The sequence below is a fragment of the Mycobacterium sp. NGS11 genome (assembly GCF_059813315.1).
The window spans coordinates 283,762-306,417 of the sequence record NZ_JCALEJ010000002.1; the positions used below are offsets into that span (position 1 = coordinate 283,762).

General features: G+C 65.0%; 22 protein-coding genes. 11 read left to right on the forward strand and 11 right to left on the reverse strand.

What is annotated here, in order from left to right; translation table 11 throughout:
- Positions 1-24: 24 nt before the first annotated feature.
- On the reverse strand, positions 25-351 hold the full coding sequence (fdxA, locus tag AC5Y4T_RS04055; RefSeq protein WP_499915711.1) for a ferredoxin: 327 nt from the start codon (positions 349-351) through the stop codon (positions 25-27).
- Between the two features lie 220 nt (positions 352-571).
- Here fdxA and AC5Y4T_RS04060 point away from each other — a divergent pair, with 220 nt between their 5' ends.
- On the forward strand, positions 572-1,555 hold the full coding sequence (locus tag AC5Y4T_RS04060) for a LysR family transcriptional regulator (protein WP_499952207.1): 984 nt from the start codon (positions 572-574) through the stop codon (positions 1,553-1,555).
- Here AC5Y4T_RS04060 and AC5Y4T_RS04065 read toward each other — a convergent pair.
- From AC5Y4T_RS04065 to AC5Y4T_RS04075, 3 genes are all read right to left on the reverse strand, one after another.
- Entirely contained in the window at positions 1,519-2,235 is a 717-nt protein-coding gene (locus tag AC5Y4T_RS04065) for a sirohydrochlorin chelatase (protein WP_499952210.1), read from the reverse strand. The two genes, AC5Y4T_RS04060 and AC5Y4T_RS04065, sit on opposite strands and share 37 nt — an antisense overlap.
- A 7-nt stretch (positions 2,236-2,242) precedes the next feature.
- On the reverse strand, positions 2,243-3,910 hold the full coding sequence (locus tag AC5Y4T_RS04070; protein ID WP_499952213.1) for a nitrite/sulfite reductase: 1,668 nt from the start codon (positions 3,908-3,910) through the stop codon (positions 2,243-2,245).
- A gap of 254 nt (positions 3,911-4,164) precedes the next feature.
- Complete coding sequence (locus tag AC5Y4T_RS04075; protein ID WP_499952217.1) at positions 4,165-5,550, reverse strand: FAD-binding oxidoreductase; 1,386 nt, start codon at positions 5,548-5,550, stop codon at positions 4,165-4,167.
- Between the two features lie 259 nt (positions 5,551-5,809).
- On the opposite strand from AC5Y4T_RS04075, the gene AC5Y4T_RS04080 reads away from it, so the two are divergent.
- The 3 genes from AC5Y4T_RS04080 to AC5Y4T_RS04090 all read left to right on the forward strand — a co-directional run bounded on the left by AC5Y4T_RS04080 (position 5,810) and on the right by AC5Y4T_RS04090 (position 9,001).
- A complete protein-coding gene (locus tag AC5Y4T_RS04080; protein WP_499952220.1) occupies positions 5,810-7,291 on the forward strand; it encodes a serine/threonine-protein kinase in 1,482 nt (493 codons plus the stop codon).
- A gap of 274 nt (positions 7,292-7,565) precedes the next feature.
- Positions 7,566-7,775 (forward strand): helix-turn-helix transcriptional regulator, encoded by a 210-nt coding sequence (locus AC5Y4T_RS04085; RefSeq protein WP_499915723.1) that lies wholly within the window; start codon positions 7,566-7,568, stop codon positions 7,773-7,775.
- A complete protein-coding gene (locus AC5Y4T_RS04090; RefSeq protein WP_499952222.1) occupies positions 7,772-9,001 on the forward strand; it encodes a type II toxin-antitoxin system HipA family toxin in 1,230 nt (409 codons plus the stop codon). The genes AC5Y4T_RS04085 and AC5Y4T_RS04090 overlap by 4 nt, the downstream gene beginning before the upstream one ends.
- Before the next feature lie 13 nt (positions 9,002-9,014).
- Here AC5Y4T_RS04090 and AC5Y4T_RS04095 read toward each other — a convergent pair whose 3' ends face one another.
- Positions 9,015-9,539 carry an IS1096 element passenger TnpR family protein gene (locus AC5Y4T_RS04095; protein WP_499952225.1) on the reverse strand — a complete coding sequence of 175 codons (525 nt, stop codon included), beginning with the start codon at positions 9,537-9,539 and terminating at the stop codon, positions 9,015-9,017.
- Positions 9,540-9,581: 42 nt separating this feature from the next.
- On the reverse strand, positions 9,582-10,061 hold the full coding sequence (locus tag AC5Y4T_RS04100) for a DUF1707 domain-containing protein (RefSeq protein ID WP_499952227.1): 480 nt from the start codon (positions 10,059-10,061) through the stop codon (positions 9,582-9,584).
- A gap of 69 nt (positions 10,062-10,130) precedes the next feature.
- On the opposite strand from AC5Y4T_RS04100, the gene AC5Y4T_RS04105 reads away from it, so the two are divergent.
- Positions 10,131-10,730: a TetR/AcrR family transcriptional regulator gene (locus tag AC5Y4T_RS04105; protein WP_499952333.1), complete on the forward strand. Its 600-nt coding sequence runs from the start codon at positions 10,131-10,133 to the stop codon at positions 10,728-10,730.
- Between the two features lie 4 nt (positions 10,731-10,734).
- Here AC5Y4T_RS04105 and AC5Y4T_RS04110 read toward each other — a convergent pair whose 3' ends face one another.
- Positions 10,735-12,003: a cytochrome P450 gene (locus AC5Y4T_RS04110; RefSeq protein ID WP_499952229.1), complete on the reverse strand. Its 1,269-nt coding sequence runs from the start codon at positions 12,001-12,003 to the stop codon at positions 10,735-10,737.
- Positions 12,004-12,153: 150 nt separating this feature from the next.
- Here AC5Y4T_RS04110 and AC5Y4T_RS04115 point away from each other — a divergent pair, with 150 nt between their 5' ends.
- Positions 12,154-12,606 carry a VOC family protein gene (locus AC5Y4T_RS04115; protein ID WP_499952231.1) on the forward strand — a complete coding sequence of 151 codons (453 nt, stop codon included), beginning with the start codon at positions 12,154-12,156 and terminating at the stop codon, positions 12,604-12,606.
- A 154-nt stretch (positions 12,607-12,760) separates the two neighbouring features.
- On the opposite strand, the gene AC5Y4T_RS04120 is transcribed toward AC5Y4T_RS04115, so the two are convergent.
- The 3 genes from AC5Y4T_RS04120 to AC5Y4T_RS04130 all read right to left on the reverse strand — a co-directional run bounded on the left by AC5Y4T_RS04120 (position 12,761) and on the right by AC5Y4T_RS04130 (position 17,631).
- Positions 12,761-15,025 (reverse strand): DUF2357 domain-containing protein, encoded by a 2,265-nt coding sequence (locus AC5Y4T_RS04120; RefSeq protein WP_499952233.1) that lies wholly within the window; start codon positions 15,023-15,025, stop codon positions 12,761-12,763.
- A 2-nt stretch (positions 15,026-15,027) separates the two neighbouring features.
- Positions 15,028-17,181: an McrB family protein gene (locus AC5Y4T_RS04125; RefSeq protein WP_499952235.1), complete on the reverse strand. Its 2,154-nt coding sequence runs from the start codon at positions 17,179-17,181 to the stop codon at positions 15,028-15,030.
- 303 nt (positions 17,182-17,484) lie between these two features.
- Positions 17,485-17,631: a hypothetical protein gene (locus AC5Y4T_RS04130; RefSeq protein WP_499952238.1), complete on the reverse strand. Its 147-nt coding sequence runs from the start codon at positions 17,629-17,631 to the stop codon at positions 17,485-17,487.
- Positions 17,632-17,647: 16 nt separating this feature from the next.
- On the opposite strand from AC5Y4T_RS04130, the gene AC5Y4T_RS04135 reads away from it, so the two are divergent.
- From AC5Y4T_RS04135 to AC5Y4T_RS04150, 4 genes are all read left to right on the forward strand, one after another.
- Positions 17,648-18,232 carry a C39 family peptidase gene (locus tag AC5Y4T_RS04135; RefSeq protein ID WP_499952240.1) on the forward strand — a complete coding sequence of 195 codons (585 nt, stop codon included), beginning with the start codon at positions 17,648-17,650 and terminating at the stop codon, positions 18,230-18,232.
- 121 nt (positions 18,233-18,353) lie between these two features.
- Positions 18,354-18,872 carry a carboxymuconolactone decarboxylase family protein gene (locus tag AC5Y4T_RS04140; protein ID WP_499952242.1) on the forward strand — a complete coding sequence of 173 codons (519 nt, stop codon included), beginning with the start codon at positions 18,354-18,356 and terminating at the stop codon, positions 18,870-18,872.
- Complete coding sequence (locus AC5Y4T_RS04145) at positions 18,869-19,417, forward strand: carboxymuconolactone decarboxylase family protein (protein ID WP_499952243.1); 549 nt, start codon at positions 18,869-18,871, stop codon at positions 19,415-19,417. Before AC5Y4T_RS04140 ends, AC5Y4T_RS04145 begins: the two co-directional genes overlap by 4 nt.
- A 76-nt stretch (positions 19,418-19,493) precedes the next feature.
- The gene (locus AC5Y4T_RS04150; protein WP_499952334.1) at positions 19,494-20,030 is read left to right on the forward strand and encodes a TetR/AcrR family transcriptional regulator; all 537 of its coding nucleotides are present in this window, start codon (positions 19,494-19,496) and stop codon (positions 20,028-20,030) included.
- On the opposite strand, the gene AC5Y4T_RS04155 is transcribed toward AC5Y4T_RS04150, so the two are convergent.
- Complete coding sequence (locus AC5Y4T_RS04155) at positions 20,010-21,179, reverse strand: acyl-CoA dehydrogenase family protein (protein ID WP_499952245.1); 1,170 nt, start codon at positions 21,177-21,179, stop codon at positions 20,010-20,012. The two genes, AC5Y4T_RS04150 and AC5Y4T_RS04155, sit on opposite strands and share 21 nt — an antisense overlap.
- Before the next feature lie 213 nt (positions 21,180-21,392).
- Here AC5Y4T_RS04155 and AC5Y4T_RS04160 point away from each other — a divergent pair, with 213 nt between their 5' ends.
- Complete coding sequence (locus AC5Y4T_RS04160; protein ID WP_499952247.1) at positions 21,393-22,649, forward strand: condensation domain-containing protein; 1,257 nt, start codon at positions 21,393-21,395, stop codon at positions 22,647-22,649.
- The last annotated feature ends 7 nt before the right edge of the window (positions 22,650-22,656 follow it).

The following is a 22,656-nucleotide window of genomic DNA, read 5'->3' on the forward strand; positions in this document are numbered from 1 at the left end:
CCTCACCTTACGAAACGGGTGCGGCTACGACGCCTCTGCTCTGCTCTCCAGCTCCTTGATCGGGGCCGGGTCGTTCTCGGTCAGCCCGACCTTCGCCGCGCCGCCGGGCGAGCCGAGCTCGGTGAAGAAATCGGCGTTGAGCTGCAGGTATTGGCTGTGCTCGTCGGGCAGGTCGTCTTCGTAGAAGATGGACTCGACGGGGCATACGGGCTCGCAGGCACCGCAGTCGACGCACTCGTCGGGGTGGATGTAGAGCATCCGGGCGCCCTCGTAGATGCAGTCGACGGGGCATTCCTCGATGCACGCCTTGTCTTTGATGTCGACACAGGGTTCGGCGATCACGTAGGCCACGGGTGATGTCCTTCCTTCTGGCTAGCGGGGTCAGCCGGCTGCGAGCAGTCAAATACGGTCTGGCTGGCTAATTTAGCGCGACGGCGCCCGCGGGGGCTACCAGCCGGCACGCGTCATGCGCCCGATTGTTCCGGCTCGGGCGTGGGCGTGAATAGAGGCTTCGCGTTGTGGTGTCACAAGCTATAGTTGTGTCACACGATTTGATTGTGAGCCGCCGCCCATGCCGCTGAGCCCCCGGTTGCCCGACCTCGCCTCGTTCGAGGCGTTTTTGGCGATCGCCGAGACCGGCACCCTGGGCCGGGCCGCGCGCGAGCTCGGGCTGACCCAGCAAGCGATATCGCGACGGCTTGCCGCGATGGAGGCCCAGATCGGCGTCACCCTGGCCGTCCGGACCACGCGGGGCTCGCAACTGACGCCCGCGGGGCTGATCGTCGCGGACTGGGCAACCCGCCTGCTCGAGGTCGCGGGCGAGGTCGACGCGGGCCTGGGTTCGCTGCGCAAGGAAGGCCGCGAACGCATCAGGGTGGCGGCCAGTCAGACGATCTCCGAACAACTCATGCCGCACTGGCTGCTGTCGCTGCAGACCGAGGCGACGCGGCGCGGCGAGACCGCGCCCCAGGTGATTTTGACCGCCACCAACAGTGACCATGCCATCGCCGCGGTCCGCGATGGTAGCGCCGACCTGGGATTCGTCGAAAACCCCGGTACGCCAAAGGGTTTGGGAAGCTGCGTGGTGGGCGAGGACGAGCTGGTGATCGTGGTTGCGCCCGACCACAAGTGGGCGCGACGGGGGCGGGTGGTGACCGCGCGCGAGCTCGCGCAGACGCCGCTGGTGGCCCGCGAACTGCATTCGGGCATCCGTGATTCGCTGACGGCCGCGTTGCGCAAGGTGCTCGGCGAAGATATGGAACAGGCCGCACCCGTGCTGGAATTGACCTCCGCGGCGGCCATGCGCGCCGCAGTGCTCGCGGGCGCGGGACCGGCGACCATGAGCCGGCTGGCCGTCGCCGACGACCTGGCCGACGGTCGCCTGCACGCGGTCAACATCCCGAAGTTGGACCTACGCCGTAAGTTTCGGGCCATCTGGGTCGGCGGGCGTACCCCGCCGCCGGGAGCGATCCGCGACCTGCTCAGCCACATCCTCGGCCGCGCGGCGGCGTCGAAGGCTCAGGCCGCGGCGTCCTCGGCCAGCGCCTCGTCGTAGCGGTCGAGCACGGTCTCGGCCACCAGCCGATGAGCGCCCAGCGGCGCCGCCATCGGAATGCCGTTGTCGCGGGCGAAGTTTGACACCCCGTCGGTGATGAGGCCCGGCGCCAAGAACCACGGCGCGATGACGAGCCGGCGCGCGCCGCGGCCGCGCAGCTGATCGGCGGCCCGGGCCACCGACGCCTCGGGCCGGGTGGCGAACGCCGTTGTGGCTCCAGCCCATTGGGTGCCGGCGGCCAGCCTGGCCGCCACCTTCGAAGTGCGTGCGTTCGCGGCGAGGTTGGACGAACCGATCGCGACGACGATCACCCCGAGGCCGTCGTCGAGTTCCGAAACCCCAACCTCGGCAAGGCGCTCGCGCAGCACCGCGACCAGTCGCTCGTCTTCACCGAGCACGTCGGCCTGCCGGATGCCGTGGGCGCCGGCGTCGGCGATCTGCTGGGGGATGTCCAGGCGCGCGTGATAGGCGCTGGCGAGTAGCAAGGGGGCGACCACCGCGCGGCGGCTGTCCGGCAACCCGGCCAGCACGTCGGCGAAGCTCGGCGTGTTGAGCTCGAGGAACGCCAGCCGCACATCGAGGTCGGGCCGCATCGCCGCCAGGCGGTCGGCCACGGCCTCGGCGTTGGCGCCCGACCGGGGGTCGCGGCTGCCGTGTGCGGTGAGTACGAGTGTGTTCATCGCGGCCTCAGCGCAATTCGTCCTCGTCGGCGCGCAGCGCCCAGGACGCGAAGGTCTCGCCGTCCTGGCGACCGTCGAGGTACTTGCGTGTCACCCGGTCGATGTAGTCGCCGAGTTCGGCGCTGGTGACCTTGTGCTGCCGCAGCTTTCGGCCGAAGCCGCTCTGCTCGCCCAGGCCGCCGCCGAGGTGCACCTGGAAACCCTCGACCGAGTTGCCCTCGCCGTCGTCGATCCACTGGCCCTTGAACCCGATGTCGGCCACCTGGATTCGGGCGCACGAGTTGGGGCATCCGTTGAGATGCACGCTGATCGGCAGGTTGAGCCTGGAATCGACGTCGGCCAGGCGCTGTTCCAGCTCGGGCACCAAAGTTTGTGCCCGGACCCGGGTTTCGGCGAAGGACAGCTTGCAGTACTCGATTCCCGTGCACGCCATGGTGTTCTTGCGCCACGACGACGGCCGCGACGGCAGGCCGAGCGCTTCCAGCCCCGCGACCAGTTCGTCGACCTTGTCGTCGGCGACGTCGAGGATGACCAGCTTCTGAAACGGGGTCCACCGCGCGCGGTCGGAGCCGGCTTTCTCCATCAGGTCGGCCACGGCCGACAGGGTGCTGCCGGTTACGCGCCCGACGATCGGCGCGACGCCGACGGCGTTCAGCCCGTTCTTGATCCGCTGCACCCCTACGTGGTCGATGGTCTGCTTGACCGGCGCGGGCGCAGGTCCATCGATCAGCCGGCGGTTCAGGTACTCGGTCTCCAGGACGTCGCGGAATTTCTCCACGCCCCAATCCTTGACCAGGAACTTCAGCCGGGCCTTGGCGCGCAGCCGGCGGTAGCCGTAGTCGCGGAACAGCTGGGTGACGCCCTCCCAGACGTCGGCGACCTCGTCCAGCGGGACCCACACGCCCAGCCGCTGGGCGAGCATCGGGTTGGTGGACAGTCCGCCGCCCACCCACAGGTCCAGGCCGGGGCCATGTTCGGGGTGGTTGACGCCGACGAACGCGACGTCATGCGTCTCGTGGGAGACGTCCTGCAGGCCCGAGACCGCCGTCTTGTACTTGCGCGGCAGGTTCGCGTACTCGGGGTTGTTCAGCGAGCGCCGCACGATCTCGTCGATCGCTGGTGACGCGTCGAGAATTTCGTCGAGCGAGTCGCCGGCCAGCGGCGAGCCGTGGATGCCGCGGGGGCAGTCACCGCACGCCTCGGTGGTCTGCAGGCCCACCGGTTCGAGCCGCCGCCAGATCTCGGGCACGTCCTCGATCCGAACCCAGTGCAGTTGCAGGTTTTCGCGGTCGCTGATGTCGGCGGTGTCGCGGGCGAATTCGGTCGAGATCTGCCCCAGCGTGCGCATCGTGTGCGCGGTCATCGCCCTGCCGTCGGAGCGGACCCGCATCATGAAGTACTTGGCTTCGATCTTGTCGGTGTTCTCGTCGCCGGTCCAGCTGCCGTCGTAGCCCTGCTCACGCTGGGTGTAGAGGCCCATCCAGCGGAACCGCCCGCGCAGGTCGTCCTTGGCGATGCTGTCGAAGCCCTGCTTCGAGTAGACGTTGATGATGCGGTCACGCACGTTGAGCGGGGCGTCGTCGGTTTTGAACTGCTCGGCGTGGTTGAGCGGTTCGCGATCGCCCAGCGCCCACTGACCGTCGTTGCGGGTCTTGACGGGACGTGCGGTGGTCATGTGGCGTTCTCGTTCCTTAGGGCGGATCTGGCCTCAGATCGGGCCGATGTGCGGCCGCGGGGCGGGCTGTCGGGCCGCGGCATCGCGATGATGTGGGTCTGTAGGTACCCGCAAGTTCGTCGTTGGACCCACGGGTCGCGATTTCCATGGTGCACTACCTACCGCGGCGTCAGTAGAGGTCATCTGTTGTGAAGGCACAACGCTGGGTTGTGTGCGCTGCTTCACTGTGCGCGCCGGGGATCGGTCCAGTGGAATTACGGGTCGCCCGAAGCGAACGCGACGTCGGGGTTGAGGATGCCCGCGGGGTCAAAGCTCGCCTTGATGCGGCGCATCAGGTCGACCTTGACCGGGTCCTCGAGCTCCACGAAATACGCGGCCTTGGCGCGGCCCAGGCCGTGCTCGCCGGAGATTGCGCCGCCCAATTCCATTGCCAGCGCGAAGATGTCGGTCAGCAGCTTCTTCCGGATCGCCGGGTCCGGACAGAAGATGGCAAGGTGCACGTTGCCGTCGCCGGCGTGCCCGCAGCCGGCCGCTGCGCCACCGGCCGCCGCCGCCAGACCGCGCGCGCCGGAAAGGAACTTCGGCATCGCGCCGCGCGGCACCACGGCGTCGATGAGGTCGTCGGCGTTGACCGCCTTGAGCGTCCAGAACGCCTTCTCGCGCGCCTCGATGAGCTTGCGCGCCGAGCCGCCCTCGAGCACATAGGCGTCCACCGCACCGAGTTCGGCGAGCAGTTCACCGGTCTTCTCGACGTCTTCGTCCAGCCGGTCTGCCGTCCGATTCTCAAGTGCCACAACCAGATACGCTTGGCAGCTGTCGCGGATGCTATCGGGCACGCCCAGCTCGAGATTCTGCGTATGGACCAGCGCCGCCATCGTCACGTTGTCGACGTATTCCAGGATGTAGGGCGCCAGGCCGCTGCCGAGGATCTTGGGCACCGCCTCCATGACCTGGTCGAAGTCGGCGAACGGGGCGAGCACGGTGGCGCTGTGGTCGAGCCGCGGATGCAGCTTGACGGTCACCTCGGTGGCCAGGGCCAGCGTGCCTTCGGAGCCGACGATCAGCTGGGTCAGGTCGTAGCCGGTGGAGACCTTGGCGATCTTGCCGCCGGTGCGGATGAGCTCGCCGGTGGGCAGCGCGGCCTGCAGCCCGAGCACGTTGTGGCGGGCGATGCCGTACTTGACCGCGCGCATGCCGCCGGCGTTGGTGCCGACGTTACCGCCGACGCTGGACGACAGCTCGCCCGGGTGCACCATGTACCGAAGCCCGGTGCCGGCGGTCGCGTCGTCCAGTTCGGTGAGCGTCACCCCGGGTTGGACGACGGCGACCTGGTTGGTGACGTCGACCTCCAGCACGGCGTTCATGCGCTCGAAGGAGATCAGCAGCCCGTCCGCGCGGGGGATGGCCGCACCCGACAGGCCGGTGCCCGAGCCGCGGGCCGTCACCGGCACGTGGTTTTCCGTGGCGACCTCGAGGAGTAGAGCGACTTCCTCGGCGGCCGCGGGCTTGGCCAGGTATGCCGGCTTTTGCGGCGGCTTGGTCAGCACCTCGTCGTGCGAATAGTCCTCGGAAATTGCGTCGCCCGTCAGCAGGTTGTGCTCGCCGACGATCTCCGCGAACTGCGCCGTCATGTCGTTCATCGAAGGCCTCACCTACTTACGTGCCGGACGATGACTCACTGTATCGGGGGTGCGGCTCACGATTGCGGTCTGCGTGGACGTGCAGCTGCCGCTAGGGTGGGGCAGGCGCAGTTTCGCGCAGTGGTGTTGATTCCGGCCGGCAAACAATAGCGGCCACCAGCGGCGTCTCAGAGTAGCGACACGCGTGAGGCTGCGCACGTTATGTCGACGCCCGATTCGGGAACCCGCGGGCTGGACTGTCTTGAGAAAGGATTGCGCAGTGACCTCCTCGTCCCGCGGTTCGCGGCTCGGTACCCGGTTCGGGCCGTACGAGCTGCGCTCACTGATCGGCGCTGGGGCAACGGGCGAGGTCTACCGCGCGTACGACACGGTCAAGGACCGGATGGTCGCGCTCAAGGTATTGCGTGGCGAGACGGCCGCGGACCCTGGCTTCCAGCAACGTCTTTGGCGCGAGTGCCGAAAGGTGACGCGGCTGCAGGAGCCGCATGTCCTGCCGCTGCATGACTTCGGCGAGATTGACGGGGTGCCGTTCATCGATATGCAGTTGGTCGACGACGGCGGCAGCCTCAAAGACCTGCTGCGCGAACAGGGCGGGCTGGAACCGTCGCGTGCGGCATCGATCACCGCGCAGGTGGCGCGCGCGCTGGACGCCGCGCACGCCGGTGGTCTGGTGCACCTCGACGTCAAGCCCGAGAACATCCTGCTCACCCACGACCACTTCACTTACCTCGCGGACTTCGGCATCGCGCAGGCCGTGGGCGACGAGAAGATTTCGCGGACCTACATGGCGCCCGAGCGATTCACCACCGGGCGCGTCGGGCCGCAGACCGATGTGTACTCGTTGGCGTGCGCGCTCTACGAATGCCTCACCGGCCAACCGCCGTTCGAGAGCGAGGACGCGGGGGAGCTGAAGCGCGCGCACATGTTGGCGCCGGCGCCCCGGCCCAGCATCATGCGCCGCGGCGTCGGCCGGGAGTACGACGACATCATCACCCGGGGCATGGCGAAGCAGGGCGCGGCGCGTTTCGCGTCCGCGGGTGAGCTCGCCCAAGCCGCCAGCGAGGCGGTGTTCGCGGCGTACGAACCGGTGGGTGCCGTGGCCGGACGAAGCGGGCCCTTGAAGACGCGCCCGTTACCCACCGTCTCCTTCGCCGAACTCGATGAGCCCGCGGACAGCCGGCCCGGGCCGCCTGCTGCGCCGAGGCGTTCGTGGCATTGGCCCGCGATCGGTCGCATGCCGGTCGTGGTGGCTGCGGTGGCGGCGGTCGTGTTGTTGGCCGGGGTGGTGTTGTCGGTGAATCTGGTTGGCGGAGATGATCACAACGCTCCGGGGGCTCCGCCGCCATCGACGGCACAGGCGGCGCCTCCGGCCCCGACGACTCAGGCGCCACCGCTGACGCCGACGCTGTCGCGTCCGGTGAAGGGCGCCGACGGGTTGGGGTTTGTGGGCGAGACCGCCCGCTGCGATCCCGGCAATCCGCCGGCCGCGGTGGTGCGTACCGCCAAGTCACTGGCGGTGGTGTGTAAAAACCTCAGCGGCACTTACTACTATCGCGGCGAGCGGATTCGCGACGGCGCCCACATCGAGCTCTCCAATGCCGAGCGCGCCGACGACGGGTTCGATGTCACCAATCCGGTCGACGGCGTCGTCTACGAGGTACGGCCGAATCGGCTGCGGATTATCAGCTATGGGCATGTCGATTCCGCGGAGCCCGTGTTGCAGTACGCTACGGCGACGTAATAACCACGGGCGCAATATATTCGGGTCGGCCGGGCACTGCAACATGACACGACTCACGAACGTGCTAGCGGACCCGATAGCGCTTTTGAAAATTGCCCCTCGGTTCGCCCCTGCGAGCGCCGCGAGTCGGCCGCCAAGTTTAAGCTTGCAGGATAAAGCATAGAAGGGTTGACAGCCCCTGCGGCAGCGGCGCATGCTGTTTATGCATTTAATTCCAAGCACAAGGAGTGAGGTGGCAACTCCGAGGCGGACCAGCCCCCGACTGGACCGCTCTATGCCTGATATAACACGCATAGGGCGGGCCTTCGCTGAGCGACGCGTTGCCTTGCGCCTCACCCAACAGACTTTGGCCGACTTGGCCGGCGTCTCGCGCTCCAGTGTTCAGTCGCTCGAACGGGGAAGCGGTGCGGTCAAGTTCGGGTCCGTCGTCCAGATCGCCGAGATCCTCGGCATGTCCATCGACGTGAGCGTAGCGGCTGAATGACCAGATCCCGCCGCCTCGATCTACGGGACGTCACCGAGGCTGACGTGTACATCGGCGAAGACCTCGCTGGTCGTCTGACTCGCGAACGCTCGGACACGATCAGCTTCGATTACAACGCCGACCAACATCCGGCCAAATCAAGTGTTCGGGAACGATCGGTGTCCTGGTCGCTACTTCGGTCCGGCAAATATCCCGTCCTCAGCACGGGAGGGGCCGTTCCGCCGTTCTTCGCAGGGCTTCTCCCCGAGGGAGTACGGCTCGGCGTGGTGACGTCGTCGACGAAAACCTCGGCCGACGACCACCTCACGCTGTTGCTGGCGATCGGCGCAGACACCATCGGCAACGTGCGGGTCGTGCCGGCGGGTGCCGCACCGGCTCGGCCACTGCCGATGTTTGAGCCCGACCGCGACAACGACTTTCGTGCCGTGTTTGCACGGCTGACCGGTTCGGTCGATGCAGACCCCGTGGGTCTGGCCGGTGTACAGCCGAAGGTCAGCGCCGCGATGCTGTCGACGCCGGCCCAGACCCGTTCCGGGCCGGCGATACTCAAGCTCAATCCCGTCCAGTATCCGCTGATCGTCGAGAACGAGCACTTTTTCATGACGATGGCCGCCGCGTGCGGGCTTCGGGTCGCCGCGACATCGCTGCTGCATGATGCCGAGGGGAGTAGTGCCCTGCTGGTGACCCGATTCGACCGGGCAGGGACAACGCGTATAGCGCAAGAGGATGCATGCCAGGTTGCCGGAATTTATCCCGCGTCGAAATACCGCATCAAAACCGAGACCGCCATTACAGCGCTGGCCGATACGTGCGGACGCGGCGGCGGCTCCCGGCCGGCCGCGATCCTTGAATTGCTGAAAATCGTTGTTTTTTCCTGGCTTATCGGCAACGGCGACCTGCATGGTAAGAACTTGTCGATCTACAACCCGGACGGGGTTTGGCAACCCACGCCCGCGTACGACCTGCTGTGCACGCAACCCTATATGCGGTGGCGGGATCCCATGGCGCTTAACCTATTTGGCCGGGCGAATCGTCTTGCCCGCGCCGACTTCGTGGCGGCAGGCGAACACCTCGGTCTACGGCCACGCGCGATCACGAGGATGATCGACGCGATTGTCGATGCCGCACAGGATTGGCCGGACAAATGCAGTGCAATCGGTTTCGATGAGCGGCAGACGAAGTTGCTCGCGCAGATGCTGCGCAAGAGAATTGATAGCTTGCAATAGCCAGCGGACCGCGTCAGATCTGCGGGCCCCAGCCCGGCTGCAATGGCGGCAGGTCGCCTAATTCAGGATCCGGTGGCTCGTCTTCGCCGTCATCGTCGATCCACCGGCGACCGTACTGGTCGGGAATATCGCCCCACCCGAAGTAGGCGAGCGGGGACTTCGGCAGAATCCCCAATTCGTCTTCCGGATCAATCAATTCCGGCCCCACGGTGCACAGATGTGTCCAACCGTCGCCGAAATCGAACTCGTAGACGAACTGCTCACCCAACGACAGTGTCGACAATTTTGTCGCCCCGGCATCGAGGAGGCCCTGGTCGAAGTCGTCGAACTCGGGCTGGCCGATCACCCGGCCGTCGCTTAGCTCGAATTTGCAGAGATGCGAGCGGTCCCAGCGGGCGAAGGCGACGTCGATCGCCTCAGCGAGTTGACTGAACCGATGGGTGCGATTGGCGGCGAAGATTCGGCCGGGCCGCGGCCAGTAAACCTCGCCGCGACCGCTGACTAGGTCGACCCTGATCGACAACCATGTTCGCGCCACGACTAGCCATACTGCAGCCGGACTACGTTGGTGCGCAAGGGGTCACCACGGTTGCAAGCGTTCTCGGTGGTTTGTGGCCGGAAGCATTGGTAGCCAGTGCCATTGCTTGGCGCCCGGTATCGAGAAAGTATGGCTGACGAGTCCGATTCCCGCGCCCAGGATGGGCCAGATCGGCCAGAAGTAGGTCGCGTCGGTGGTCATGGCGACCGCTGCCCAGACGGTGAGCACGATGACGCACATGGCGAGGTACGCGTAGAGGTGGGCGCGCACCCCGCGCCGAGCCGCGGCGATGCGAGCGGCACGCCGGCGGGGATCGTGACGCCGGATGCGATCGACCGGCAGGCCCGCGGTGAGTTCGCTTAGTTCCTGCGCCGTGTGCGTCTGGAACACCGTTTGCAGTCGTTGGTCGTACTCGTCCACCTGCAGGTAGCCCTGGGCGAGCGCCTGACCGAGTAGGTCGGCCGTCTTCTCCCGGTCGCGGGTGCCGGCGAGTGTGGATGTGGTTTCAGGCAGATTCGACATTTCGTCTCCCGGGTCGCCGATGTGAATAGCATTAACATAGACAACAATGTTAATGTCGTCAACATGTCAGTGAAGCGGTCAACCTCCCGGCGTCAGAGCTATCACCACGGTGATCTCAAACGCGCGCTGACCAGCGCCGCGCTCTCGCTGGTGGCCGAGAAGGGGCCGAAAGGGTTCACCCTCACGGAGGCTGCGCGGCGTGCGGGGGTCAGTGCCGCGGCTCCGTACCGGCATTTCGCCGACAAGGCCGAGCTGCTGGCCGCCGTCGCCGAACAGGGATTTCGGGAATTGCACGCGGTCTTGAGTGCCGCTGCTGAGCGCGTGTCGGATCCGAGGGAGAGGGTCGTCGAGCTCGGCCGGGCTTATGTGCAATGGGCCATTGCCCATCCCGACCACTATCAGGTGATGTTCGGCGCGGAGTCGCTGAAGGCCGAGCAGCCCGGCCTGGCGGTCGCCGGTGAGCAGGCGTTCGGCGATCTGCTCGACGCGATCGTCAAGTGTCAGGAGGCGGGGATCGTCGAGGATCGGGATCCTCGGGAGGTGGCCGCGCCGCTCTGGTCGCTGGTGCACGGCGTCGCGTCGCTGGCCATCGGTGGCCAATTGAGCGCCGTCGGGATTGTCCAGGCCCCCGACGAACTGATCGCGGGTGTTGTGGCGCAAGTGCTTTGAGCGATCACCACGGCCGTTCTGTTTCCCGGCTGGCCCCCGGCGTGAAGGTGACCGGAAGGTTGCCCAGGCCGGTCATGCTCGGGTTGCCCAGGTATTGGTGGACGTTCTCGACGTCGACGTGGTAGTCCGGGATGCGGTCGAGGACGGCCTTGACCATCACGGCGGACATCAGCCGGGCCAAATGCGAGCCGATGCAGCGGTGCGGGCCGAGTCCGAAGGCGACGTGGCGGTTGGGTGTGCGGTCGAGGATGACCTCGTCGGGCCGGTCGAATTCGTTTTCGTCGTGGTTGGCCGACAGCCAGCTGATGACGACTTTGTCGTTCTTGCGGAGGCGTTGGCCGGCGAGGACGACGTCGTGAGTGACTGTGCGGCTGAGGGTTTGGTTGACGGAGAAGTAGCGCAGGAATTCGTCGGTGGCGGTGCGGTAGAGCTCCGGGTGGTCGATGAGCTGCTGTCTGATGTCGGGGTGGGTGCCCAGGTGTCTGAGTGTGAGTGCGGTTTGGGAGGTGGTGGTGTCGACGCCTCCGCCGATGAGGTTCCAGAGGATGTTGAGCAGCTGCTCGTCGGTGAGGCGGTGGCCGTCGAATTCGAACTGAATGAGGAAGCTGGTCAAGTCTTCTCGGGCGTCGGCCCGTCGGTTGGCCGCGAACTCGAGGACTTCTTCCATCATGGCGGGCACTTTGGCGATCGCGGTGGCGTACTCGTCGCTGTCCTGGGGGACGGCCATGACGGAGTGAAAGAGGTTGGCGTACAGGTGCCAGTTGTCGTACGGCAGGCCCATCAGCTTCATGGTGAGGATCGCCGGGACCGGGCTGGCGTAGTCGAGCACCAGGTCCATGTGGCCTCTTGTTATGTGTTGATCGAGGAACCAGTGGGCGGATTGCTCCATGAACGGCTTAAGTTTCTCGACGGCGCCGGGGGAGAAGAACGGTGCCAGCGCGTGGCGTAGCGCTTGGTGGTAGGGGCCGTCGACCTCGCCGATGCCCAGGGCCGGCTGGCCGTCGGGACGGGGGACGCCCATCTCGCCTTGATAGTCGACGCCATCCGCGGCGTTGGGCTCGTACTTGTGGGCGAAAGTGGTGCCGTCGCGGGCGGTTTGGCTTACGGCGTCGTAGCTGCTGAGGAACCAGAACCCGCCGTAGTTCTCGTTCCACGCCACGGGACATCGCTGCCGCAGGTCGGCGTTGACGGCCAGCTCGTTGAGATTGAACGCATCGGAATGATGGTCGAAGTCAACGATCGCGTCGGCGCTGACGTTCGGACGTGTGGCCATCGAAAAGCCCTCCAACGGAAGGTAATCTGCGTATTTGGCGGTGCGCTTATTATCTTTGCATTATTGCGCGTTTAGGCTGCGTGGTGGAAGCGGTTTGCAGGTCGGTCGACGCCGCCGCCTGGGCGCCCGGTTTGGTGCGGAAAGGGTGTCGTGACGAACCATCGGACGGTTTTCAATCACGTTGGGTTATGCGTGCGCGACTGCAAGCGGTCGCGCCGCTTCTACGAGGGCCTGCTGGGGTTCCAGTTCTGGTGGGAGCTTGACTCGCCCGACGGCCCGACCTCCCAGCTCGTCGGGCTGCCCGAGCCGCTCGGCGTGCATGCGACGTACTTGGTGCGCGACGGGTTGGTGCTCGAACTGATGGACTACTCGAAGCGTCAGGTCCATGCCGGCTCGGAGCGGGTGATGGACCAGGTCGGGCTGACGCACATCTCGTTCTCGGTGTCCGACCTTCCCGGGGTGCTGGCTCGAGTGGCCGAGTTTGGGGGAGTGGTGGTCGACGGGACCGTGGGTGACGCGATGGCGATGATTCGGGATCCGGATGGGCAGCTGTTGGAGTTGCTTTCGGATGGGTGGTTGGCGGCGTTGCCGGCGAGGCCGTAGGGCCGTTGGCCGTAACAGCCTGCTATCGTCGCGGCCCGCGGCCTCAGTTAGTACTCCCTATCCATCCAGCCGCGAGGGATCCGATGCGAGCGCGGCGTTGTGAGTGCGAGTGCGGTCCCCAAACTCGCGGGAAGATCCGTTTGCGACGTTCAGCTCAGGGTTCAACGGTCGAGGCTGCTCGGACGACGTCCCACCAGGTCACAACAATCGGGGCCCCGTCACGGACTTTTGATGTCAGAAGCTCAAGGTCGATCGAGTCGGCCCACGTGGGCAGATGTTCGACGAACTCGAGGTCGGCCACGAAGTGGATATCACCGCGAGGGTTTGGATACCCAGTGGCCATTAAGTCGCCTGCCGTCGCTGGCCGCCAGCGCACTACCTTTGCCCCGCGGGACACATGGAGGGAGCCGGTCCGATTCTCGTACAAGAGAAGAAGCTTGGCGCCGAGCTCTCGCCCGCCGATTTCGACGGAGCCAACCCGACCTGCCGCACGAATGTTGTACTGTCGCAACCGTTCTATCCATCTAAGATGCTCAGCATTTCGGACGAAACCGAGAAGCACATCCGTGTCCGCGGGAGGTTCGTCCAGAAAGTCCGTTGTCAGTGATGACGTGACGGTGGGCTCACCAGGCCGATGCACAGTCGCGGTCCAGAAGCGATGCCGCTCGTCGCGCGTGACTTGACTAGCGACATGTGTGAGGACATTGCTCAAGAAGTGGTCGAGGGCCTCCGATGACGATTGGAGGCCCTCACTACTCGGCCTGAGCGGGAAGGCGCCGAGGCCCGGTAGCGCTTCTTTGAAGCCCGGATGTCGTCGGATGTCCTTTATCTCGGATCCCGGATACAGCACGTACGCTCCTGCCGTTCGCGAGATTGCGTCGCGGTACGCGTGCATCTTGAGCAGGTCGTCGCGCTTCGCACCGCCAGAGGTCGTCGATTCGCCAAGCAACTCGGCCGAATCAGGAGTTGATGTCAGCTGCGCGAGGAGATTGTCAACACGGTACTTCGCATCGAAGTGGATCCAGATCTCGAGTTCCTGCGTGGGGACGCGCGAAGGAGTACTGCCTTCGGGTCGAATGCGCACCGAGCAGTCAGGACGCATCGCTTGGCTCCATGAGCCTCGTCGATCATCACCTCCGGTGAACGTCCGATTAAAAAAGACCTGGACACGAAGAGGACGACCTCCTCGTCTGACAGACCACGATAACTTCGACGCGCCGCCTGATCGCATAGTCATGGAGGTGCCATCGGCTGCGACCGTGAAGGCACGCGCCGTCTGGTCTTGCCCGCACACTCGTCCAAGTGAATTCACTACGGCGAGAAAGCACCAGAACTCATAGAGCGTTGCGATATTGCGTTGGGAAGCTGCGTAGATGTCGGCTACGTCGCTGCGTTCTATTCGCACCGTAGGGCCCGATTCGGTCAACGCGAAGGTCCGAAAGACTTCGCGGTAGCCCGCGCGCTTGAGTAACACCTGGTCCGAAATTGGCATTCTCGTTAGTGAACTGACCTCATGAAAGAGCGGGTGCGCCAGGTATTCGTCGAGTTGGGCACCAACTTCCGCAGCAATCTGCTGGCCACGGCGCAGAGGCCCGGATTCGATCTTTTGCGAAGCCAGAGACAGTATGTCGAGCAATTCCAGCGCGACGGCTCGCCAACGCTCTAAAGCAAACTTGACGAACTGGTTAGCCGAGTTGTCGACGCTCGCTTCGGCGCGATCGCGGGTTAGCGCAGCAGGTAACGAGGCGAGTGCGGCCGACCCACCCGTCCAGGGCACACGCCGACCGGGCGCGCATACTGCGCGACGAAAAGCGGCTCCAGCTGGAAAAGGTGACCCAATTGGACGGATCTCTTGCTCAGATACCCATGTCCGGTGGGGTTGCGCGGTGACACGCGCAATCGCGGCCTCGAACGCCGGATCTTGCAGGTACGCCGCGATCATCGCGAAGCGGAGGTACAGAAGTTCGGCAGGTAGCTCGCTTGGCGCAAGATCCAATAACGTTGGCGCAAATCCCTGCAACACTGCCTCAGCAGCGAATGAAGAAATGTCCGTAAGCATCTGGCGATACTCGGTCTCATGGTCGAGCTTGATGGCTAGGACATCGATATCGGCCGTTGCTGTTTGCCCGGTGACGCGATCGACCACTTGAATTCGGAGACGCCCAACGGATTGACCGGTGCGTAGCCTCCCTTGCTTGCAGCTCTGATCATCGGGATCGAACAACTCGCTGGGCTCAACGTCGACATTCCTTGCATCAGTACTTATTTCGTAGCGGTAAATCCCTGCCTCACGCAAGGCGACACCACCACGCCTCGACAACGTCATGTCGTGCCGCTGCGGAAGACTGGCGACCAGCAGGTGACCGACGACGTTGCCTTCGCCATTTCGAAGCTTCAATTGCAACGAATCGTGGGGCATTGTTACTCAGCGAAGCTAACGAACTGATTTGTGCGAACGGACTCGATCATGCGGACGATCTTGTGGTGCGTGATGGGTAGCCGGGGGGTTGGGCCATCGCCCGCTGCCAGCCCGTCGAGGTCATTGAGAACAGGTTCAACGCGCCGTCGCGACCCGTGCACCTTCGGCAGAACCTTCTGCATCATTGCGAGGTCGAGCGCAGTATCGACATCGGTATCTCCCGTCGCCGCGAAAAACGCGCAGAACCGTAGGATCTCGTACAGAGTGCGATGGCCGAACTCTTGGTTGGCGCGAGCCAAGATCATGTGCGCCTCGCGAAGCGTCGACACAATCTCGACGCGAGCCGGGTGAGGATGCTCTCGCTGCCAATCGTCGCTTTCCGCGAGCGACGCGAAGGCACGCACTCGCTGGTCCGCTCCCGCCGGCGTAGCAATCGGCCGCTGTAGTTCAGCGTCGAGTTCATCGGAGGTCACCCGAAACTCGAAGGTGGATGCTCTGTCGAGAACCTTCGGCGAGAACATGTAGGTCGTCTCGTCCACGTTGACTGTGCCGACCACGAAAAGGTTCCGTGGCAAGGGCAGCCTTTGCGCTTCTACGTCGCGCAGGACCCATTGGCGAGATCGTTTATCAAAGACAAGATCCGGTAGTACCGGGCGCCGTGATTCGACCCCGGAGAGAAAATCCGAGAAGTACCGCTCGACGTGAGCCAAGTTCATTTCATCCAGGATCAGCAAGTATGGATGTTCGGGATCATCCGCCGCGCGGAGGACAAACTCGAAGGCTTCGGGGACGAACCAAACCGGCGCCCCAGACGCCGACCTACGTAGTGCGTCCTCATAACCAAAGATGGCTTCCGGCCCCGTCCAGTCAGGGCGCACGGGCACGACGACGTGGCGATGACGTCCGTGTTCATCTGTGCCGAACCATTCACCGAGTCTCATCGCGAGCTGAGTCTTGCCCGAACCGGAGAGCCCCGTCAAAATCGCGAAGGGTTTGGCAAGCAGACTGCTGAAAAACGACCGAACGAGGTTCGACCCTGCGGGAAAGCGGAGTCCAGAAGCTTCTACCGCTTCGGCAAAGTCATGGAACAGGTCGGGCGGCGTCGGCACCTCCGGCAGCGCTAAACTTCGACGCGCAGCGGCTGGGACCGAAGATAGGTGCGGAACAAGTTCGGGAAACCGCTGGGCCAGTTCTTTAACGAAATCGTCCTGGAGGCGGACGAGATATACCTGTTGGACTGATCCAGTGACGGTGAACGGTGAACCCTGCCTAATTCGGGCACCCTCGTCGATAGCGGCAAGTGCAATTGGCTCATTCAGCTCCTGGTACTGAGACTCGACTAGCCGGCCCGCCGTCTCCCAAGCTTCAGCGTCGAGCGGGTTCGGCGCCGGTCTCGCAGCTGCGGTTACGTGGCTCGCAGCCCGCAACGAGCCATTGCTGTAATGCAGAACAATGTCAGCTTCGCGGACCTCATCCATGTTGTCCCAGTGATATTGCGGGCGGCCCGCCCGGCTCAGCATCGGCGCCCATAGAAAGCCACCATCGCGCTCCTTCGCATAAGTGGCACCTTGATTGACCCACCAGACCGAAGCTTGCCGTCCAAGAAAAAGGGACCCTTGCTCGGTTAGTTCACCGCTCCTATCGATTAGCCCACTCTCTACGAGGAGTTCTCGGTAGCGCGCACCCTGCGATTCGAAGGTCCGGTCAGCTTGCCATTGGTCGGTTTTCGTGCGCTCCGCTAACGCGCGGCCGAGATCGTCAGTGGAGAAGCCGGCGGGCAAATCACGAACAATCTCCAGTGCGATTCGGACGTCCTCAGCCAGCGGAGCGCCACCGTACGATAGGCGGTCACGAAGGACACCTGCCTGAAAGTCACTAACAATCCACGGGTTGCTCCGGTCAATATCTTCGGCGTAGGCGATGCCCGCCTCGGTGAGGTTCCACCTGCGCTCGTCCTCCACCGCCAGGTCGAGCATCTTCGCGAACCGAAGACAATCACGAGCCCGTCGCTCCGGGTTCTCAAAGGGTCCATCGGATTTAAAGAGCTGCCCTGGATCGTCGCCGAGAAGCTCCTGGATACTGGTCGAGCCAAGGTCGCGAAGGCGGGCAAGCAGGAGATTGCCGTAGCTGAACTTGAGGGTCGGAATGGCAAGCACGGTCTCAGGCTAGTTGGGAAGGTCAGCGGCGCCCAGCATCCGAGATGCATCTGCCCCTTGTGTCCACTACCAGGCGGAGTGCCGTCTAATCTGCTAGAGCTAGCAGCTTTCGCAAACCCTCTGCATCCGAACGGTGTTGTTTATACAGTCGAAGGACTCTTGGTGGATCTGAAGGACTAGACGATGGCGCGCATGCCTTTGGTCAGCACCGAGCGGCAACCCGGGCGGGGCCCTTACGACTACCGGCTTGATTTTATGGCTCTAATCACCCGCGTGTCGGTACGGAATTTCGCCGACTTTCTGTCACCCTCCGTCCAGGGCCCCCAACCTGATTTCACATCTGCACGCCGTCGCGGCGGCCCCGGAGCGGACACCGATGACGAGCACCTCGCGGGCAAAGGTCGCCAGCGCCGCACGAAGGGTCGGCCGGGTCGCTTTGTTGTCCGCCACGATTGCAGTGTCGCCGGTGCTATTGCCCGCTGGGGTGCACGCCAACCCGGGTGCTCCCGTCCCCGACGCCGACCATGAGTTGGGAATGTATGGCGATCCCGTCGCCGCCGCGCCCTACTGGCGCGAGCAGCACGCTTCCGACTGCGGGGAAATGGCGGTGGCCGACGTGGTCGGCCAGATCACGGGACGCGAGCCAACAGAGCAGCAGATGATCACGTTGGCCGAAAATACGCCGAGCACAGCGGGTCACGGGCCGATCTGGACGCCAGCGGGCACCACCAATATCGCCGACCTTCCGGTCCTGCTGTGGCACTACTGGATCAGAGCGGACAACATTCAGACCGATACCGCCGCCGTGGCGCGCAGTCTGGCGGGAAACCACAAGGTCATCGCCATCCTCAATGCCGAAACAATTTGGAATCGGCCGGGAAAGCGGAACTCTGCGAACCACTTCGTGGTGGTCACCGGCATCGACAGCAAGGCCGGGGTGGTGCATCTCAACGACAGCGGTATCAGTACCGGCCGCGACGAGCAGGTTCCCATCGCTGTCTTCGAGCGGGCGTGGGCCCCAAACTACAACTCGGCTATCGTGACAAAGTGACGGGTCGCGATCCCGAAAGCGAAATAACCTGCAGTCAAACGCAATCGCCGGCGCGACACCATGCAGGTGCGCGGCAACGATCTATACATCCAAATCGTTCGAGGAGAAAGGGCCTCGGCGGATGACGCGAATGCCCCTGGCCAAAGCAGACGACCAGCCAGAACGGAGCCGGCAGCTGCTGACCCGCCCCGACACCCTCGATGTGCTTCGACTAATCGCCAACGCCCCCAACATATTCGAGAGCTGGGCACAGATGGCCGGCCAGCTCTTCGAAAGCCCCACCTTCACCCCGCGGATACGCGAAATCATCATCCTGCGGGTGGCCCACATGCAGGACTCGCCCTATGAACTCGCCCAGCACGTGGGCTTCGGCCGCAAAGCCGGACTCAACAAAGCACAAATCGACGCCCTCCAGAACAAAGCCGTCCTGGACTCGGCCGGATTCAGCCCAGACGAGCGCACCGTCATCGACACCGTCACCGAGTTGTGCGCCACCCGCCGGCTCAGCGACGACGCCTTCGCCGCCGCCCACGCCCTGCTCGGCGACGAGGCGCTCGCGGAACTGCTGATGATCGTCAGCTGCTACTACGGCCTGGCGTTGGTGCTCAACGCCGTTGACCTCGACATCGACGCGACATGACACGCATCCCGTATCGCAAGCCGGAAGACATGACCGAAGTCGCCCGCGAATTGACCGCGCGGCGCGGCAATCTCAACGTCTATCGCGCACTGGCCAATGCCGAAAAGGTGTTCACCGGCTGGATGGTGGCCGGCGACGCCGCCCTGAGCAGCCCGGTGCTGCCGCGAAGGCTTCGCGAACTCATCGTGCTGCGCACCGCCTATCTCATGGACTGCGCCTACGAACTCGGCCAGCACCGAGACGTCGCACAGACGGTCGGACTCGACACCGCCACCATCGACGCCATTACGTCCGAATCCGACTGGCAGACCGGGCAATTCGACCCCACCGAGCTGGCGGTGCTGCGACTGACGACCGAACTGGTGACCACCCGCCACGTCGCGGCCCCACTCTTCGACGAGGTCCACGCGGCCCTCGGCTCCGAGGCCACCATGGAGACGTTGATGGTGATCAACCGGTATGCGGGCCTTGCGCTGATGCTCAACGCGCTCGACGTCGACCTCGATGACACCGCCCGACTCCCGATTCCGCCGACGAGCCGGTAACGCCTCCCGTAATCTGCATGGTGTGGTGGTGCGAAAGCAGCCCTCGACCCGCCTGTCAGCCGAAGACTGGCTCGAGGTGGGCTATACGGTGCTCGCCGAAGAGGGCGTGCGCGCACTCAAAGTCGAACGCCTCTGCCAGCAGGCGGGCGTCACCCGCGGCAGCTTTTACTGGCACTTCGAGGACATCGAAAACTATCGGACCGCGCTGATCGAGTCGTGGAACAACTTCCTCGAACGCGACCGCCAGGCGCTCTCTGAACTCGACGCCCTGCCGCCCCGCGAGCGCCTGTCGGCCCTGACCCAAACCCTGGTCAGCCCGCAATACTGGATGCTCGAGCGGGCAATGCGCGAATGGGCCCGCCTGGATCCGGTGGCCGCCGAAAACATCCGCGCCACCGATCGGCTCCTAGTACGCACTGTGATAAAGGCTTACCGCGACTACGGTTTCAGCGGCGAGGACGCGAAGCTGCGCGCCGAACTGACCTTCGCGGCGGGAATCGGACTGCTGCACCTCACCAGCTCGGCCGAAGAGGCCCAATCGGTGGCTCAACGAGAACGGTTCCTGGCCCTGATGCTGGGCGAGACGGCCGGCTCAGATCATGGCGATGGGTGAAATCTTCGCGCCAATCGCCAACGCCCCGGCCAACTCTCGACTGGTGTCGTAGTCGAACACGACGTGCCCCGCGGCGATGTCCACATCGCGCTTCGCGCGCTGCATCGGGCTCGACAGGAAGTGCACACTGGCGCCGGAGGCCTCCATGAGATCGGCGATGATCGCCCGACTTTCGTGCACGGTACGCGCGGCCGCCAGGCGCGCGTCGGCCCGCACCGATCGGCTCACCCGTTCCCCGCTCACCACGATCGCCTCGATGTCGTCGGCCGTCTTGTCAACCAACGCCCGCAGCGAGCGCAGCCGCACCCGGGCCTCGCCCAGCCGGATCTGCGCGGCGGGCTGATCTTTTTGCGCTACCCCGCTGTAGGCGAGCACCCGCCCGCTGAGCCGCTCGGCGAAGAGTTCGGTCACCCGCTCCGCGGCGCCGAGCACGGGCATGGACGCCGTCAGCGCCAGCGCCGGAACCAGCGGCCACGGGTACGTCGGGACCCCATGCTCACGCGCACCCGGTGCCGTCCCGCCGTAGATGTCGGCCACGGCGACCAATCGATGCTCGGGCACCAGGGCGTCGGTGATGACGAGATCGTGCGAGCCGGTGCCGCGCATGCCGGCCGTGTGCCAGGTGTCGACGACCTCGACCTGCTCGACGGGCACCACGGCCAACGCCGGATCGATCCGGTCCTGCCGTTCGACGAGCGCGCCGACGATCACCCAGTCGGCATCCATCGCGCCCGTCGCCCAGGACCACCGGCCTGTCAAGCGCACCCCGCCGTCGGCCGGAACGGCACGGCCGGTGGGAGCCAGGGGAGCCGGCGCCAGCACGGGTCCCGACGCGAACACCTCGTCCTGGGCACGTGGATCGAACAGCGACAGCATCCAGTTGTGCAGCGCGTAGAAACCCAACGTCCAGGCGCTCGACGCGCAGCCGTGCGCCATTCGCCGAATCGGTTGCAGCAGTTCGGGAAACGGGGCCTGGATGCCGCCGAACCGGGCGGGCAGCAGCAACCGGAACAGATCGGTCTGCCGGAAGTCGCTGATCGTCGCCGCGGGGAGGCGCCGCAACCGCTCGGCCTCGTCGGCGCGATCGGCCAGCCGCGCAACGAATTCATCGGTGACGCCGTGCAGCGGGCGGCTTTCAACCACGGACATGCCGAAGACCATAACATACTATTTAGTATGGCGATATCCAGCGGTGTGCGCCGACGTTGCGGCTGACGCACAAGTCGGCGCGATGTCGCGATGTGTGGGAAACGTGGCCCATCAAAGGGGGCCGGGGCGAGGGGGCGGCAGGAGACTTGAACCGAATCGGCCGGGAGACCGTCTGCATTGTGTCGCAGTGCTTTTCCGGCGTTTGGAGGTTCGGTGATCGTCAACAGTCCGCAGCACGACCAGGCAACTCTCGTTCGCCCCCTGGGCGCCGCGGAGCGGCTCTTTTACCGGTACAGCGAGCGCAACCCCGCTCACTTCTCGATCGTGGCGGAATTCGGCGAGGTGCTCCACCCGGACAAGCTGCGTACCGCCCTGGCCGCCGTCCAGCGACGGCATCCGCTGCTGTCGGTACACGTGGAGGACCGGCCCGGCATCCGCCTGGGCTTCTACCGTGCGGCAACCGTCGCGCCCGTCGAGCTGACCGTCCGAAGCGATCCGGAACTGGCGTGGCGGGCCGCCGCGGCCGAGGAGCTGCGCCGACCGTTCGACCGGTCGCGTGCGCCACTGGTGCGTGCCTCGTTGCTGCAGGGCCCGTCGCGTAGCGCGTTGTTGCTCACGTTCGATCACACGGTGGCGGACGGAATCAGTTCCATCGTCGTGCTCACCGACGTGCTTTCCGCGCTCAACGGACGCACCATGACGAGTTCGCCTGTGCCACAAGCCCAAGAGGACCTGATCGCCAACACCCTCGCGGCCGGCCCGCTAGAACCTGCCGCGCTATCGGGCGACCCGAGAATGAGCGAGCCCAGCACCATCCGTCCGTTCGACGGCGCCTTGACCAACGTGCGCACCATGGCCATGACCCACGCGGACACCGCGGCACTGGTGCGGCGCTGCCGCGCGGAAAGCACCACGGTGCACGCGGCGCTGGTGGTGGCGATGTGCCGAGTGCGCGCCACCGACCGCGGCGCGGAGTTCGTCCGCGTCCTCCACCCCATCAACGTGCGGCCGATTCTCGGAATCGAGGGGGGCTGCGCCATGCGCATCGTGCCGACCGCGACGGGGCACGCGCCGTGGGACGGGCCACCGTTCTGGGAGCAGGCCCGCGCGATGACCGCGCATCTGAACGTCGCCCGGTCGGCCTCCGGAATCCGCACCAGCTCAATGGCGCTCGAGCAGATGATCACCATCGACGCCGACACCGACGATGCGGAGGAGCTTTTCAGCCGGATCAGCCCGTGGGGCATCATGGTCACCAACCTCGGTGTGCAAAACCTCGACGGCGCAAGCCCTTTGCGCCCGACGGCGGTGTGGGGACCGGTGGTGCTCAGCCAGACCGACGGCGAGTATCTGACCGGAGTTACCACTTACCAGGGCAGGCTGAGGATGGTGACGTGTGGCTACAGCGTGCCGGCCACCTTCCTGAAGTGTGTGGGGGATGCCCTGACGGCTGCCGTCGAAGAGCCCTGATTGCTAC